This window comes from Colwellia sp. BRX8-7, assembly GCF_014077275.1.
Classification (GTDB): domain Bacteria; phylum Pseudomonadota; class Gammaproteobacteria; order Enterobacterales; family Alteromonadaceae; genus Colwellia_A.
In genome coordinates this window covers 248863-266100 of sequence record NZ_JACGVP010000001.1, presented here as the reverse complement: position 1 = coordinate 266100, position 17238 = coordinate 248863, and the positions used below count along the sequence as shown (strand labels likewise).

11 protein-coding genes are annotated in these 17238 nt (G+C 38.4%); 8 read left to right on the top strand and 3 right to left on the bottom strand.

Annotation, left to right across the window (positions count from 1 at the left end; genetic code table 11):
- Positions 1–13 precede the first annotated feature (13 nt).
- The 8 genes from H4J57_RS01150 (at position 14) to H4J57_RS01115 (ending at position 12407) form a co-directional block, all read left to right on the top strand.
- Positions 14–3367 carry a serine/threonine-protein kinase gene (locus H4J57_RS01150; protein ID WP_182241708.1) on the top strand — a complete coding sequence of 1118 codons (3354 nt, stop codon included), beginning with the start codon at positions 14–16 and terminating at the stop codon, positions 3365–3367.
- Positions 3357–4079: a sensor histidine kinase gene (locus H4J57_RS01145; protein ID WP_182221097.1), complete on the top strand. Its 723-nt coding sequence runs from the start codon at positions 3357–3359 to the stop codon at positions 4077–4079. The genes H4J57_RS01150 and H4J57_RS01145 overlap by 11 nt, the downstream gene beginning before the upstream one ends.
- Positions 4076–4714, top strand: a complete 639-nt coding sequence (locus H4J57_RS01140) for a response regulator transcription factor (RefSeq protein ID WP_182241707.1) — start codon at positions 4076–4078, stop codon at positions 4712–4714. The genes H4J57_RS01145 and H4J57_RS01140 overlap by 4 nt, the downstream gene beginning before the upstream one ends.
- Positions 4715–4815: 101 nt before the next feature.
- A complete protein-coding gene (locus tag H4J57_RS01135; RefSeq protein ID WP_182241706.1) occupies positions 4816–7290 on the top strand; it encodes a S8 family serine peptidase in 2475 nt (824 codons plus the stop codon).
- Between the two features lie 179 nt (positions 7291–7469).
- Positions 7470–8063 (top strand): PEP-CTERM sorting domain-containing protein, encoded by a 594-nt coding sequence (locus tag H4J57_RS01130; RefSeq protein ID WP_182221095.1) that lies wholly within the window; start codon positions 7470–7472, stop codon positions 8061–8063.
- Between the two features lie 590 nt (positions 8064–8653).
- Positions 8654–10771, top strand: coding sequence for a bifunctional diguanylate cyclase/phosphodiesterase (locus tag H4J57_RS01125; RefSeq protein WP_182241705.1), 2118 nt, complete (start codon positions 8654–8656; stop codon positions 10769–10771).
- Positions 10772–10822: 51 nt separating this feature from the next.
- Positions 10823–11107: a MazG nucleotide pyrophosphohydrolase domain-containing protein gene (locus tag H4J57_RS01120; protein WP_070374689.1), complete on the top strand. Its 285-nt coding sequence runs from the start codon at positions 10823–10825 to the stop codon at positions 11105–11107.
- Positions 11108–11585: 478 nt separating this feature from the next.
- A complete protein-coding gene (locus H4J57_RS01115; RefSeq protein ID WP_259366312.1) occupies positions 11586–12407 on the top strand; it encodes an RMD1 family protein in 822 nt (273 codons plus the stop codon).
- A gap of 94 nt (positions 12408–12501) precedes the next feature.
- On the opposite strand, the gene speB is transcribed toward H4J57_RS01115, so the two are convergent.
- The 3 genes from speB to H4J57_RS01100 form a co-directional block, all read right to left on the bottom strand.
- Positions 12502–13428 (bottom strand): agmatinase, encoded by a 927-nt coding sequence (gene speB / locus H4J57_RS01110; RefSeq protein WP_182241704.1) that lies wholly within the window; start codon positions 13426–13428, stop codon positions 12502–12504.
- Positions 13429–13440: 12 nt separating this feature from the next.
- On the bottom strand, positions 13441–15351 hold the full coding sequence (speA, locus tag H4J57_RS01105) for a biosynthetic arginine decarboxylase (RefSeq protein ID WP_182241703.1): 1911 nt from the start codon (positions 15349–15351) through the stop codon (positions 13441–13443).
- A 294-nt stretch (positions 15352–15645) separates the two neighbouring features.
- Positions 15646–17172, bottom strand: coding sequence for a carbon-nitrogen hydrolase family protein (locus H4J57_RS01100; protein WP_182213456.1), 1527 nt, complete (start codon positions 17170–17172; stop codon positions 15646–15648).
- Positions 17173–17238: the final 66 nt, after the last annotated feature.

Here is a 17238-nt window from a genome sequence, read left to right as displayed (position 1 = left end):
GTAAAAAGGCTGTATGAGCGATTCGAAATCACCCAAGTTAATACATAGCGATGATGATCAGCTAAATGCGACTCAAATAATACCCTTGTCTAAGCCGCTCGCTGCTGGAGAGTGCCTTGTTGGTCGTTTTGAAATTGAAAGTCTGCAAGGACAAGGCCGTTATGGTTTTGTTTACCGCGCCTATGATAAGCAGCTCGATACCCTTATCGCCATCAAAGTCCTCAATAAATCGCTGAGTCAAGATAAGCAAACCATTGCTGATTTTAAAAAAGAATTATTATTGGTTCGTCAATTAAGTCACCCCAATATTATCCGCGTTCATGAATACTACCAAGATGAAGATGTTCACTTCTTAACCATGGATTGGATTTCGGGTAGCAGCCTAGAAGAAGCTATCGCATCGAAATCACTCACAACGGAACAAACTTTTCAAATTATTGAGCAATTATTAGATGGCTTAGCCTTTGCTGAAAAAGCGGGCGTTACTCATAAAGATATTAAGCCTGAAAATATCATGTTAGACGAGTCAGGTCGGCTCTTTATTGCCGATTTTGGCTTGTCTGCTTTTAATAAAGAAAGTAACGCTGACCGTGTTTCAGGTACACCTTACTATGCGCCACCTGAGTATTTACAAACCGGTAAAATAAACTTAACCACTGATTTGTATGCCGCAGGTGTAGTGATCTTTCAATTATGTTGTCACGGTTTACCATTTAGTGGCCATTCGATTGATGAAATTTTACAGACTAAGTTGTTAGATAAACCTAAATTTAAGGCCGTTAAAGAAGAGTTTAACTTTCTAAAGTCATGGTCATTGACACTCATTTCTCCGCATCCCGCATCCCGTCCCACTAATATTAACCAAGCGCAGAATCAATATATTAGTTTATTAGCAGAAAAAGATAATAAACCCATCAGCAAAAAGCGATTAATAGTGACGGTTATGTCGATGATGGTATTTTTTACCATCGCAGTGGTTTTGTTTCTGAGTCGTCAAACACCCATTAAAGCCAATGCGGTCGATCATTACGCGGTAGCGATATTACCTTTGCAGACACAAGAGGGCGAATTTGATCAAACTTTTGCTAACTATTTGAATTACCAATTAACCGATATTAAGAACTTACGGGTGATTGAACAATCGAGATTAAGCCAGCTATTAGCGCAACTGGGTATTACGCCTCCCATTGATGACGCTAATATGGAGTTGATATCAGACTTACTGCAGATTGACGTGCTCATTAGCCCACAAACATTTATTGCCGGTTCTGAGGCTAAAGATATTCAGTTTCAGTTGGTTTCTGTCGATGGTTTTAACATTCAACGCGAAACCTTAATAAAAGCCCCTTATGACGAGAAAGATTGGCAAGAAGTGACCCGACATTTTGTTGATAAATTTAGGCAGCGTCTAGACATAGAAGTGAATGCCGAAAAAACCATTGAGATTGAAGAAAACCCTTTGGTTGATTTATTTCCTATTAAAACACTGATTTTAAAGGGTGACTTTGAGCAGGCGCAGCAAGCGTTAAGCCAAATATTAGCGAGAGAACCCAATTCTGCGCAAGCTTGGCTGCAACAAGGTGAATTAAATCTGATGATAGGTTTATTCATGGAAGCCGAACAGGCTTATAGCCAAGCGATAGCATTAAGCGCCACTAATTCTTATACGGCGAAACTAGCGAGTGCACGCTTAAATGATTTAGCGGGTAAAGTCGAACAAGCTCAAGCCGATTATTTAAGCTTAGTGAATGCCTTTCCTTACAACACTGAACTTAAGATGATGCTATCAGAGTTCTATTTTTTAATTGAACAACATAAAAAAATGGAAGTCTTATTACAAGAAGTGGTAAAAATTGATCCAAACCATCCTAGTGCATGGTTTATGTTAGGTAGAGTGGCATTTTTACAAGGTGATTTTGAAAAAGCGTTAAATGAATATTTTGTTAAGGCACTAGTCACCGCTAAAAAACTAAAAAACCGTGTTCAAGAAGGTGAGGCGCTAAATGCCTTTGGTGTTGTTTATGAACAGTTAGGAGAAACAGAGCTTGCCTTTGATTATTATCAACAATCGTTAAAAATTAGAAGACAACTAACTAACTTAGCCGATGCAGCGACCACTATGACTAACTTAGCCGCTATGCATTTAGCGGTTGGTGAATACCAGCAGACTGAACAATACCTAACAGAAAGTTTAGCTATCTATCAGAAGTTAGACGATCAAGAGGGCCTTTCGAATACTTATAATGAGTTAGGAAAATTGGCTGAAGAGCAAGCTTCGTATCAAACGGCCTTGGAAAATTATCGCCATGCGTTAAATATTCGGGTTGAACTCAATAACTTAATGCTCCAAGCAGAGAGTATGAATAATATTGGCTTCACTTATTTTATGCTTCTTGACCCAGAACATGCCTTGGTTTATTGGCGTCAATCAGAGCAGTTATATCAGCAAGTACAGTTTCCTATTGGCATTATCCATGTACGACAAAACTTGGGGCAGATGGAACTCGCTAAGGGAAACTGGCGCAATGCCTATCACCTTTTTAACAACACTTTAACCGATGCTGAAAAACTCAATATTACCGAAGAGTCGATCGTTTCGCGTAGTTACCTAACAAAACTCGCTTTTTTACAAGGTAATTTTTATGCGAGCATTGAAGAGTTAACGTTAACTTATCAAACGGCGGTTAAAGCTAATGACGTACGAGCTATGGCTGAATTTGGTCTATGGTTAGCCGATTGGTCATTGCAGCTTGGCGACCAAGAGCAAGCAGCTAAGCACTTAGCCAATATAAACGATATAGTTTCGCGTCATGGCAATAAAGAACATATGAGTAAATTTCAGTTCTTAAAAAGTCAGACGGTAGGGAATTTATTCACAGCTGTTATTGAAAATAAAAATAATAGGGTTTTAGATCATGCCCATCAATCTATTTATATTCGCCAATTAATTTATCAGGCAAAACAGTCTTTACATCAAGGTAACAAAGATATCAGTGCTTATTTGACACCACTGGCTAACGTTGATTTTAGCTTGCAACAATATCAGTATATTGAATATTTAGAGCTTTTAGCCGTGCAGCAATATTTTGCAGGAGCTTGGCTTGATTTAAAAGCCACGCTAAGGTCAGCCGATATTTTATTAAGAAAAATGGGCGATTATTGGCGCAGTTTTCAATTTGATCGTTTACGTGCTCAATTGGCGATTGTCAATCAACAAGACCCAACAAAATATTATAAAAAAGTGACTAAAAAGCTGATGCATCTTAAGGCTAATTTACCTCCAGAATTTTCTGGTAAATTCATAGAAACTCAAGATTATTTTGAATTAAATGATTCATTAATGGAGTTATCACGCCATGACCAATAATGCCAATATTGCTAAAATGGTTGACCAACTTAATGAAAAGCAAAAACAAATATCACAACAGCTTTATTCGGGTAATGAGCAAATGCGTGGTTTGGCAAAACGCGTTTGGCGAGTACAAGAAGATGAACGCAAGCATATCGCTCGAGAATTACATGACGGAGTAGGACAACTGCTTACGGCTTTGATAAATCAGCTGCAGCAAGTTAAAAAAGGAGACGCGAGTATAGCGCTTGATGAGAGTATAGATCTTGCACGTCAAGCCTTATCAGACACTCGCGTGATTTCTCGCTTAATGCGCCCAAGAATTTTAGATGATCTTGGGCTTATTCCTGCCCTTGATTGGTTAGTGCGTATTATGGCGGAACCCGAAAAAGCGACAATTGAATTTCATCATCAAGTTGACAGTATTTTAGATAGTGATACTCAAACCCTGGCGTTTCGAGTAATACAAGAAGCGCTGACCAACGCGATTAAGCATGCACAAGCACAAAATATTATTCTCAATTTAATTGCAACTGATAATCTTTTAATGATTAAAATAAAAGATGACGGTATTGGAATGAAAGCTGATCAAGAATCTAGTCCTGAGGGCTTTGGCTTAGGCGCAATGCGCGATAGAATAAGTGCCTTCGGTGGTCAATTAACAATAAATTCACAGCCAGGACAAGGCTGTGAAATAAAAATATTGGTAACGGGGAGGAATGGCCGATGATCCGTGTTCTTATTGCAGATGATCATACTATTTTACGTCATGGACTGGTCAGTTTATTAAGTAAAGATAATGATATTCAAGTGGTTGCTGAAGCCGCAGATGGACTTGAAGCTGTGAGTAAAGCGCTGGAATTAAAACCCACCGTTATCGTTATCGATATTAGCATGCCAGGATTGAACGGTATGGAAGCGGTTAAACGCCTAAATGGCCAACTGCCAGACACAAAAGTGTTAGTGCTAACTATGCATGAAGAACAAGAGTATGTCATCCATATGGTTAGAGCGGGTGCTTCTGGTTATTTATTAAAAGACAGTGCAAGTGACGAACTCATCGATGCGGTAAAAACATTAGCTGCGGGGAAAACCTATTACAGCCAATACGCGGCAAGTGTGTTGGCATCACAATACAATAAGCCGGCAGAAAATTGGCAAGACCCCTACAAAAATCTGACTAATCGTGAACGTGAAGTCTTTCATTTAATCATTGAAGGTAAAACTACCAAAGAAATTGCTCGTTCATTAGATATAAGTGTTAAAACAGCAGAAAACCATCGCGGTAAAGTGCTAGATAAATTGAGCGTTGCCAACGCTGCTGAATTGGTCCGTTATGCGGCCAAAAACAACCTACTGCTATAAACAAGGTATATTAACCTCTTCCTTGTAGGGGTTTTACCTGATTATTTTAAACCTTAATGTTTGGCATGCTCGATGTATCAAAACATATAAGGTTTATTCCAATGCTAAAAACACAATTAAAAAATAAAATATTAATCGCTGGCCTTATTGGTGCAGGCTTAACTTTCATGTCGCTAAATATTGCTGCTAAATCTATCGGACCTGAACTGAAAGGTTTGATGGCGACTGCTGAAGTACATGAGGTTTTTAACGTCATCGTTACTTTCGAAGGTAAAGGAGCTATTAATGCACAACAGCTAAACGTTATTGAATCAACGGGTGTTATTGGTGGCGTAAGCTTTAAGCAGTTTCCTATTGTCGGTATAACGGCAACAAAGGCGCAAATAGAAGCTATTTATAAATCAAATAAAGTACGCTCTGTTTACTACAACGCGCCATTATCATTAGAAAATGATAGAGCAACACAAATTACCGGTGTTGACCGCTTACGTGATGACAGCTCTTTACGTAGTAACGGTATGCCATATTCTGGACGTGGTATCGGGGTTGTGGTTAATGACTCGGGTGTCGATGGCACGCACAGCGACATTAAGTTTCCTAACCACGTTGTTCAAAACGTATTGGCACAAACTAACCTACATTCGTTATCAGATATTTTACCCATAACTTACCAAGAAGATACCGCGAACAGTGATATTGCTGGTGGTCATGGTTCTCATGTTGCGGGTATTATTGGCGGCAACGGTGCGATGTCGAGTGGTAAATATCAAGGTGTTGCTCCTGGCGCAAAAATTGTTGGTTATGGCTCAGGTGCTGGTTTATTTATTTTAGACACTATCGGTGGTTTTGATTACGCTAAGACGCATCAATATGCTTATAATATTCGCGTTATTTCAAACTCCTTTGGTAGTACAAGTGATACAGGTACTGACTTTAACCCTGATCATCCAACCAATGTTGTCACTAAAACATTATCAGATGCGGGTATTATTGTCGTTTTCTCTGCGGGTAACTCAGGAAGCGGCGAAGCGACAATCACCGGTAACTTCAAAAAAGCACCTTGGGTCATTACCGTAGCAGCGGGTGATAAAGACGGTAAATTAGCTGACTTTAGTTCACGTGGTGTTAAAGGTAAGAGTGGCGAAGTTACGGTTGATGGCGAGCTTTTTCAGTGGGAAGACCGTCCTACTGTAACTGCGCCGGGTGTTGATATTATTTCAACCCGCGCTTCATTATCTAGCTTAAGTGCCTTGAGCATTGCCGATGATAGCGACGTGATGGACGCAAATCACGTACCTTATTATACTTCTATGAGTGGTACATCAATGTCAGCGCCACATGTTGCTGGTATCGTTGCCTTAATGTTAGAAGCTGAACCTGACTTAACGTGGCGTGAAGTTAAGTCAATACTACAAAAAACAGCAACCAATATGCCTGGCCGAGAAACATGGGAAGCTGGCGCCGGTTATGTCAATGCCTACGCGGCAGTGCAATCAATCGTCGATGAAGATTTATTATTTGGGAAAACAACTAAAATCAACCGTGATTTTAATGCTAAAGCGTTAACCTCAGTACAGTCAGAAGATGATATGTCTGTGCCGTTTAGTCCTGTTGGTGATAATGAAGGTGTTGTTTTGACCGTCAATGCCGAAGCTTCTATGGTGATGGTTCGAGCAAATGTTGATGATAATACGGTAGCACTTACCTTGATTAGTCCTTCGAAAAAACGTTACGGGTCAAGTATTGCTTTACCCGTTTTAGGTCAAAACATTGCAGTGACAGCGCCAGCTGAAGCGGGTAAATGGATACTTAAAGCAGGCGGTATTGGTAGTCTTTCGGGTGTTGCGCTTGACCCTACCGGATTAACCAATGGTTATGCGGTACCTGGTGATATTGACGTAACGGTTAAGATTATAAAAACTGATGGTTATCTTGGTCTTGATGATTTGACTAACCACCCCGCTAAAGCGTTTATTGAATTCGCAGTTAGTGAAGAATTAGTCGATGCAAATGCGCTAGGTTTCGAACCAGATAATAACCTTACCCGTCAAGACCTAGCTGATTTTTTAAGCTTAGGTGCTGGTATTCGTCAATCAAATTTGGCAACAACAACCAAATTTGCTGATGTCACAGAAGATACTACTTACACTGCTGCTATTAACGCGGCTAGTGAAAAGGGTGCCGCTTTACGAAATGGTGCACAAGATCAACATGCAGTAATGTTGACTAATGGTGATTATTTTAATCCACAAGACTTAGTTAATCGCAATGAGTTAGCTTATTCTTTTGTACAGTCATTGGCTTTACAATCGACTGCAGAAAGCTTTACCGGTGATATTACCGCTATTTATGGCGAGCAACGTATAGCGATAGCAGACCAAGCTGATATTCCACAAGCAATGAAAGGTTACGTACAATTAGCCTTAGACCTAGGAATATTAGGCGCAAGCTTTGACGTTCAACAGGGTACTTATGATTTAGTCCCTACTATAACGGCGACCTTTAACGGTAAAACACGAGTTAGCCGCGCTGATTACGCAGTAGCCGCGACACGTTTTTTTAATAACTACCTATAGACTGAGTATCAGGGTAAACAAAGCCTATCGGGTAACATCGGATAGGCTTTAATTACCCACTATTATTACAATATATACCAGTATCAGATTAGTTTTTTTATTAGCACAACACATTGATGAATTATCTTTTTTAGCATTACTCATTAATATTATTTTTTGGGAATAAATAGGAATATCAAATGAAAACTAAATTTATAACAGCCAGTGTCACAAGTTTTATCTTCGCGTGTAGTTGTTTAGTTAATGTCGCATCGGCATCACTAATTACTATCGATTTTGAAAGCTTCCCTGAAAGTGATTTTAGTCAAGGTAGCGAAAACGGTTTTAATATTAGTGCTAATGGGCCAGATACTAAGATTGTAGACCCAGGGTTTAATAGCGGTAATACCGCTTTTTCTGATGGTGGCTCAACATTACTACCATCAAATTGGTTTTTCTCAACTAACGGCTTATTTACTTTTGAAAAGCTTGATATTGGTTCATTCTATAATCAGGGGGACTATGTCATTGTGACGGGGTGGCTAGGTAACGTACTTCAAGCAGAGGACAACTATAAAACGACTACCTCACAATGGAATGGTCAGTTATCAACTAAAGAAGCGATTAATTTGAAGGGTATTATGGTCGATAAAATTAGCATCTCGATGTTAAGTACCAGTAATCTTTATGGTGTTATGGATAATGTCGTAATGAATAAAGTACCAGAGCCGACCAGTTTAGCTATTTTTGCCTTAGGTATAATGGGATTAGCAGTACGACGCCTTAAGCAATAAGCGTAATGATTGTTTAGGTTGTTAACGTTTTATAAAAAACACTGATGGTAATCATCAGTGTTTTTTTATGATGTGAATTTGGGTATTAAGCCTTTAAGCTTGTTAATAGCCGAACAAGGTTATAAGTAAAGCTAATAAAATAGCTATTTGCTTTAAATATATTGGTTGCACAAGGATCACAGTGAATCAGCTGGTTGTGATTTTTTATTGTTGTTCAAGATAGACCTATAAGCTAAGGTCACTTAGTACTTAACCTCGTTCACAGAAAAATAGCTCGAATTATTCTCTGTGTATTAACATAATTATATTTTAATAAAGAAATCTTTACTTTTCTAAGGGATCGCCCGCTGGCCAGTCAATAAACTGGCGAGTATCTGCGCACTTGACATCCTTTTAGCCTAACCTTATATTTAAAACACTTTGCCTTGAAACAATCAAGGTTGCCTAAAGAGTCTCAAATGCAATATTTGGGCAGGCGAAGTCTTCAATATCGATATAAAATAAACGTATGGTAAAGTATATTACTTGCAACTTCCGGTAGTGTTATTGAATACCTTTTGCTTGAATTGTCCAACAAGGAACTATGTTAAATGGTGTTTGAACAGGATCAAAATACTACTGCGCTAGAGCAATTCGAAGTAACCCCCCATGATATAGAGATGTATCTCGATGTGGTTTTTAATAATCACGACGATCCTATATTCGTAAAGGATAATGAATGTCGATTGTTACTCGTTAACGATGCTTTTTGCCAGGCTTTTAACTTAACTAGAAACGAAATCATCGGAAAAACACTCGCTGAAACAGTACCTCCAAGCGAGCGTGATCATTTTTTAGCAATTGATAGGTTAGTACTGGATAAAGGGGAAGCGATTTTAAGTGAAGAAACCCTTACGATTAATGGCTCAGAAACTAGAGTTATATTAACTAGAAAGAATCGCTTCATAGATAGTAAAGGTGACTATTTTATCGTCGGTGTCATTAATGATATTACCAAACGAAAACTAGCCGAAGAAGAATTAAAACTCGCTGCCAGTGTTTTTACTCATGCCGGTGAAGGCATCATGATAACCGACGCCAAAGGGACCATTATTAATGTCAATAATACCTTTGTCACTTCAACTGGTTATAGCGCTGTTGAGGCGATTGGACAGAAGCCGAATTTTTTACAATCAGGAATACACACCGCCGAGTTTTATAGCGAGATTTTGGAAGTGCTGCAGAGTAAAGGGGCGTGGTCTGGTGAAATATGGAACAGTCGTAAAAACGGTGAAATTCATGCTGAAATGCTTAATATTAGTTCAGTTAAAGATGTTCATGGTCAAATAAGTAACTATGTTGGCTTATTTACTGACATCACTCCAATGAAAGAACATCAAACTCAGTTAGAGCATATTGCCCATTATGACGTACTGACTAACTTACCGAATCGGGTGCTACTGGCTGACCGATTATCTCAATCTATGTTGCAGTGTAGCCGTAATATGCAAACACTCGCCGTGGTCTTTTTAGATTTAGATGGCTTTAAACTTGTTAATGATGAGCATGGTCATGATGTGGGTGATGAACTGCTGGTTGAAATTTCCATACGAATGAAAGCGGCACTTCGCGAAGGTGATACTTTAGCCCGTATCGGTGGTGATGAATTTGTCGCGGTATTAACTAATTTAACAAAGGTTGAAGACTGTGAGCCGATATTAGATCGCTTGTTATTAGCCGCATCTGAGCCAGTGACCCTTAGTAACGTCGTGTTAAATGTATCAACCAGTATCGGTGTAACACTTTATCCACAAGACAGCGTTGATGCTGACCAACTTATGCGCCATGCTGACCAAGCCATGTATGTGGCTAAAGAATCAGGTAAAAATCGTTATCACTTATTTGATACTGCGCAAGATGATGCGGTTAAAACACAACAGGAAAGCCTTGAGGCCATTCGCAGTGCACTCGATAACCAGCAATTTGTGCTTTATTATCAGCCCAAGGTTAATATGAAAACAGGCAAAGTGATCGGTGTTGAAGCCCTTATCCGCTGGCAACATCCCTGCAGAGGATTATTAAATCCCCTCGACTTTTTGCCTATTATTGAAAATAATCCGATGAGTATCGAAATGGGCGAATGGGTTATTGATACCGCACTAACACAAATAAGCCAATGGCAAAAAATGGGTCTCGACCTTCCGGTTAGCATTAGCGTAAATATTGCCGCGGTTCAATTACAGCAGCCTGACTTTACTCAGCGATTAACAACTTTACTAGCAGCGCACCCTAATGTTAAACCTTGCTATTTAGAACTAGAGGTACTGGAAACCAGTGCCTTAGATGATGTCCATCATGTCTCAACAACCATGCTGGAATGTATCGCATTAGGCGTAAGCTTTGCCTTAGATGATTTTGGCACGGGGTATTCCTCCTTAACTTACTTGAGACGGTTACCCGCAAACTTAATTAAGATAGATCAAAGCTTTGTTCGAGATATGCTGATCGATACCGATGATTTTGCCATTGTTGAAGGTGTTATCGCCTTGGCTAAATCATTTAAACGTGAAGTTATTGCTGAAGGTGTTGAAACGATTGAACATGGTAAGGCGCTGTTGCAACTAGGCTGTAATTTGGCACAAGGTTATGGCATAGCCAAACCTATGCCAGCGCATGATGTGCCAGTATGGGTCAATAATTGGCGACCAGATGCGAGTTGGCAACTGTAAGTACTAAATATGTACGATCAAAGACAAACGTAAACAAAATAAGTGAAAAAAATGAAGATTAACGAAATAGCAGAGAAGAACTATCTTTGGGTAGAAAAAATGGGTTGGCATAATAAAACAACGCTAGAAGCATTAGCCCTTGTTGCATCAGAAGTCGGTGAGGCTATTAATGAATGTCGGCACGAAAAACCTAGTGATGCCTTTGGCGAAGAGCTTGCCGATATTATCCTAAGAGTGCTAGATATTTCCCATTGGCAAGGAATTGATATTGAAAACGAAATTTTAAAAAAAATGAGCAAAAATGAAATTAGAGGCACTAGAGGAAGGCTTAAATAAATTAAAGACTAATACTTTTTCTAGTTACTTTCGCTGCAAGTAAACGCTGACATTTAATTTATTATAACGTGCAGTAGCAACCAGGTTGTTGCTGTTAATTTAACCTACAAAGAACATCTTCTTTTTACAAACAAAAAATTACTACATCTTTACCATTCTTGCAAAACTCCTACCGAGATACTCATTATGGTAGCGCCTTAAGGTGAGTTTAAGTCCTATTTTATTTTTAAAGCTAAAAATATTAACTCAAATAGAGCAAATTTATCGCCATTATATGCGCCGGTAAACAACTAAACGATATCAATTTTTTTATCAGACTGATTAAAAAATTGATATTGAGTATTTCTATTAATGGCGCAGAATCTAGCAAATTTAGTTAGTGTTCATCAATAAAACTTTTTTGTTGATCACTAGTGACTAAATTTTTTAATGTATTTTAAATCGAATAAAAATCAGACAACCACTTATAAGAGCAATCATGAGTAACTTAATGGCAGGTAATGAAGTCATTTTTAGCGACGATAAATTATCAGTTTATAATTTTGGCGATAATTTTTTATCAGAAAAATCGAATATAGATAAACGCTTTTTTGAAGGCGGTACTCGTTATAGAGACGCTGTACAAATAATCGTGGCAACGGGAGAGTATTGGATATTTGACTATGGTGTAGTGGTTTTTTGGGCGGTAGCCGCAGGTGAACGTCAAGTATTAATCAACCGACTTAAGAGTGATAACACCCCTTACATTGAAAATATTGAAGAACATTTACGCTTTACTTTTTCTAATGAACTGATCATTAAAAAAGATACCATAGTACTACCTGATAACGATCCGTTGACACGTCTGGCGATAAGCCATGCGTTAGCGCAATCTAACAAGTTGATGGAATTTGAACTTCAAGCGCAAAATAAAATAATGGATTATTCTCATATTCCTGAAGAATTGGCTAAATTAGGTAAAATATCAATTAGCCAAAAAGAAATCGCTAAAATTAGAGGTACGCTACTGAGTACTAAAAGCGATATTATTTTACATTATGGATTACTTGATACCCCAGATTTTATTTGGGAATACCCTGAATATGAAGCGACTTACGAACGTATGGCGCGTTATATGGATATTCATCAACGCGTGGAATTATTATCTAAAAAGCTCTCAACCATTCATGAACTATTTGAAATGTTAGCGGCTGAACAAAAGCATCAACATTCATCATTTTTAGAATGGATTATTATCGTGCTAATTGGTATTGAGATTGTTTTGTTTCTTGTTCAAGAGTTGAAAAGTTTGGCGAGTTAACTCGCCAATTTTTATTGTTAACATTTATTTTTTAATGTGGGTTTTAAGTTAGTCAGCAGGTAAGTTATTGAGTAAAAATAACTGACCTGCTTTGTTATACAAGCTTATGCTTAGCGGTCCAAATATGTGCCAATTCTAACGCTATTGTTGCAGCGGCTAATGCAGTAACTTCACTGTGATCATAAGAAGGAGCGACTTCCACTACGTCCATGCCAATCAGATTAATACCCACTAAACCTCTCAATATCTTCAACACTTTATCTGTGGTTAACCCACCACATACTGGCGTACCTGTACCAGGAGCAAAGGCGGGATCTAAACAATCAATATCAAAGGTTAAGTAAGTTGGTGTATCGCCAACTCTAGCTTTAATTAATGCGGTGATATCACTGACACTCATATCATTAGCTTGCATGGCATTAATGACAGAAAAACCATGGTCTTGCTCTTTGTAATTGGTGCGAATACCGACCTGGATAGATTTATCTTTATCTATGAGATTTTCTTTAGGCGCATGATAAAACATAGTGCCATGGTCATAACAACTACCATTGCTATAAGTATCAGTATGCGCATCGAAATGTATCAGTGCCATAGTACCAAATTTTTTCGCATAAGCACGCAGTATCGGCAACGTAACAAAATGATCGCCGCCTAGCGATAAAATGGTTTTGTCTGCATCAAGTAACTGACCTACCGCCGTTTCAACTTGCATACAAAAATGTGCAGAGTCTCCAGGAGAAAAAACCAAGTCGCCAGCATCAATAATTTTACAGTGTTTTAATAAGCTAAAAGGCCAAGGAAATCGCTTACCTTCCCAAGCCAAATTAATTGAAGCTTGCCTAATCGCAGTGGGGCCCATTCGAGCGCCTGAGCGCCCGGTGGTAGCCATGTCATAGGGTAAGCCTAAAACAACAATATCAGCAGCCGACTCAATGGGATTTTGCACTAAAGGCTGACGTAAGAACGTCATTGCATTTGAGTAAATTGACTCATCAACTTGATTGAAAATATTTTTCATTGTGCTTAATCTCTACAAATCTTCAAGGTAGGTGTAGCCTTGTAAGCCATCAACTAACTCTTTAAAAATTTCTTCACCTTCGATTTTTGATAATCTAGCATCGATAAGCTCGGCATAGGTTTTTTTGAATAATTCGGCATCTAAATGCACATAATTCAGCATATCTTCTACCGTATCACCTTCATTAATTTCAGTGATTTCTGCTTCACCGTCGTCATTGATGAAGACCACAGCACTGTGAGTGTCACCGAATAAATTATGCATATCACCCAAAATTTCTTGATAAGCACCCACTAAGAAAAAGCCAAGTAAATAAGGCTCATCTTCTGTCCATGCTGGCACCGGTAATGTGCTTTCAATACCTTGTCCGTCAACATAATGGTCAATAGTGCCATCGGAATCACAAGTAATATCTAATAATACCGCTCGTTTTTCATGTGATTTTTCTAAGTTACTTAAAGGTAAAACAGGAAAAACCTGATCAATTCCCCATGCATCGGGTAATGATTGAAACAAAGAAAAATTAACAAAAAATTTATCAGCAAGTTTCTCTGTTAAATCATCCATTATTGGGCGATGAAAACGATTTTTACCATCCATTAATTGATTTAATTCATAACAAACACGTAAATTAATTTGTTCAGCCCAAGCGCGTTGGGTTAAATTTAATAATCCCATCGAAAACTGGTTGTGTACTTCAGCTAAATCACTTTGGGTGTCATGATAAATTTCAATTAAGGCGCGATCATCATTACGATCATTTAGTTGCGCTAACGAACGCCACATATTACTTAATAAAATAGATTCATCAGGCGTAGGCGCTATGATATTTTCAGGTTCGTAAGACTCAGTGCCAATAACATTAGAAATAAGTACCGCATGATGTGCGGTTAATGCTCTGCCTGATTCCGAAATAATCATTGGCATAGGTTGATGATAACTTTTACAAATATCACCGATAGTATGGACGATGTTATTAGCGTACTCAGCAACACTGTAGTTCATTGAGTTATGGGATTGGCTTCGAGTACCATCATAGTCAATGGCCAAACCGCCACCAACATCCATGCATAAAATACCTGCGCCTAGGTTGCGCAGCTCGCAATAAAAACGCGCCGCCTCACTAACACCTAATCTTACATCTCTTATATTGGCTATTTGTGAGCCTAAGTGAAAATGGACAAGTTTTAAGGCGTCAAGCATGTTTTCTGCTTTAAGGACTTTTACAACGTTAAGTACTTGCGAAGCTGACAAACCAAACTTTGACTTTTCACCACCACTGGCTTGCCATTTCCCTTTGCCTTGAGAGGCTAAACGAACACGGATCCCTAAACGAGGTTCAACATTGAGTTTCTTTGCTTCGGTTAAAATCATTTCTAATTCAGACATTTTTTCTAAAACGATATGAACTTTATGACCTAACTTTTCGCCAATTAACGCTAAGCGCACATATTCTCGGTCTTTATAGCCGTTACAAACAATAACCGATGAAACCTTTTGAGCCATAGCTAAAACAGCTAATAATTCTGCTTTACTGCCTGCTTCGAGGCCAAGTTGTGTGGATTCTTTATTATTTTGGCTCGCCAAAATTTCATCAACAACTTCACGCTGTTGATTGACTTTAATAGGATAAACTAATAAATATTTTTCCTGGTAATCATAGTCTTCTATCGCCTTATTAAAAGCTTCACATAGACTGTGAATGCGATGATGAATTATTTGCGGGAAACGCACTAATGCAGGCAGTGTTAAGCCTTTATCTTCAATCATTTTAGCGATATTGATTAAATCTACTGTGTGATCCTGACGCTCAAATTTTGGCGCGACATATACATTTCCAGCATCATTAATACCGAAATAGCCCTGACTCCAGTGACGTACGTTATAGTGTGCGCGAGCGTGAGCAAGATTATCTTTGTTCATTGATTTTCCTTTACTTATTCTACTTAATAATAGAATGGCAATTCTTCATGGGTAATTAGGGCGAATTAGAATTTAACAGCCGCTTAATGTCCAACAAAAAAAATAATGATAGGTAACAATTATTATTGATGAGTGCTGGTGATAATTCAACTTGAGACCTGAATTAGTGCACTAATTGATAGGGAGAATTTAATTTGCGGGGCTAGTGCACTGATTTTGATATTCAATATTAGTGCGTTGACCCCGCAGATTATTAGCAGGTAAATATATTTAATTACTTATAAAAATGACCAACTAATCTTTTTTATGTTGGGTAATACTGTATAAATCATGGCGTCTATCACGCATGGTATGTACAGCGCCATGACTATGTAACTGTTTCAATAAATCTAGATTTACGTCTACAATAACAGTCATTTCTGAGTTAGGTGTTGCCTCTGCTTTGATGCCCGTTGTTGGAAAAGCAAAATCAGACGGCGTAAATACCGCAGATTGGGCATATTGAATATCCATATTATTTACTTTTGGCAAATTACCTACCGCGCCAGCTATAGCAACATAACATTCATTTTCAATCGCTCTTGCCATTGCACAGTGACGCACACGTGTGTAGCCATTCTGGGTGTCTGTTAAGAACGGCACAAACAAGATATTCATCCCTTGGTCGGCAAGTATTCTAGAGTACTCTGGAAATTCAACATCATAACAAATCATGATACCAATTTTGCCACAGTCAGTATCAAACACCTTGAGGTTTTTACCACCCACCATAGACCAACTACGCACTTCTGCTGGCGTTAAATGAATTTTATCATAACGTTCCCATGAACCATCACGACGACACAAAAAGCCTGAGTTATAAAGATTGCCATCAACAAAAAACGGCATGCTACCGGTAATAATATTAATATTGTAACTTATCGCAAACTCGATAAATTTATCACGAATTTGTTCGGTATATTCCGATAGTCTGCGAATACTCTCTGTTAAACGTAAATGGTTAAATTCTGCCATCAAAGGTGCATTGAACAATTCAGGAAACAGCACAAAATCACTTTTATAATCGGATACGGCATCGACATAAAATTCCATTTGTTCAAATAAATCATCAATACTTTTCATTGAACGCATTTGCCATTGCACTAAACCTAAACGAACCTCTGAGCGCGGCGCATTGATAAGTTTTACCGATTTAGTATAAAAAATATTCGGCCATTCAAGTAACGTGGCATACTCCATTGATTCCCTATCGCCCGATAAGTAACCGGTTAGTAACTTGCGGACATAAAAATCATTGGCGAGCTGAAAGCTTAATACTGGATCATATAATTCTTTGATTTTTACTTTTTCAATATACTGTTTAGCGCTCATTTTATCTGAATGTTGCGCATAGTTTGGCATACGACCACCGGCTACAATAGCGCGTAAATTCAAGTTTTCACAAAGTTCCTTACGAGCATCATACAAGCGTCTAGCCAATCGTAAACCGCGATAATCAGGGTGAATAAAGACCTCTATTCCATATAAAGAGTCGCCTTTAGGATCATGATTATCAAAGGTCATATTGCTAGTGATTTCAGAATAAGTATGTTCATCACCAAAATCAGCATATTCAATTATTAATGAGAAGGCACAACCGACAACAATGCCATCAACAACTACACAGATTTGCCCATCTGGAAATTTAGTTAATAAGGCTTTAACCGTGGGTTCATTCCACGTTGCTAATTCTTTATTAAGGTAAACTGATTCACTCGCCTTGCGAAGCTCTGTCATATCTTGCAATGTTAAATGACGGACGGTAACGCTATTTGCTTCCATTTAAATTCCTAATTAATTTTGGTATTAATCATACTTTTCTCTCATCGTAGAGTGCAAAAAGACGAT

Bases quoted from the DNA above. Each gene is read 5' to 3' on its own strand.
- H4J57_RS01150 (WP_182241708.1), top strand. From the start codon at position 14: ATGAGCGATTCGAAATCACCCAAGTTAATACATAGCGATGATGATCAG.
- H4J57_RS01145 (WP_182221097.1), top strand. From the start codon at position 3,357: ATGACCAATAATGCCAATATTGCTAAAATGGTTGACCAACTTAATGAA.
- H4J57_RS01140 (WP_182241707.1), top strand. From the start codon at position 4,076: ATGATCCGTGTTCTTATTGCAGATGATCATACTATTTTACGTCATGGA.
- H4J57_RS01135 (WP_182241706.1), top strand. From the start codon at position 4,816: ATGCTAAAAACACAATTAAAAAATAAAATATTAATCGCTGGCCTTATT.
- H4J57_RS01130 (WP_182221095.1), top strand. From the start codon at position 7,470: ATGAAAACTAAATTTATAACAGCCAGTGTCACAAGTTTTATCTTCGCG.
- H4J57_RS01125 (WP_182241705.1), top strand. From the start codon at position 8,654: ATGGTGTTTGAACAGGATCAAAATACTACTGCGCTAGAGCAATTCGAA.
- H4J57_RS01120 (WP_070374689.1), top strand. From the start codon at position 10,823: ATGAAGATTAACGAAATAGCAGAGAAGAACTATCTTTGGGTAGAAAAA.
- H4J57_RS01115 (WP_259366312.1), top strand. From the start codon at position 11,586: ATGAGTAACTTAATGGCAGGTAATGAAGTCATTTTTAGCGACGATAAA.
- speB (WP_182241704.1), bottom strand. From the start codon at position 13,428: ATGAAAAATATTTTCAATCAAGTTGATGAGTCAATTTACTCAAATGCA.
- speA (WP_182241703.1), bottom strand. From the start codon at position 15,351: ATGAACAAAGATAATCTTGCTCACGCTCGCGCACACTATAACGTACGT.
- H4J57_RS01100 (WP_182213456.1), bottom strand. From the start codon at position 17,172: ATGGAAGCAAATAGCGTTACCGTCCGTCATTTAACATTGCAAGATATG.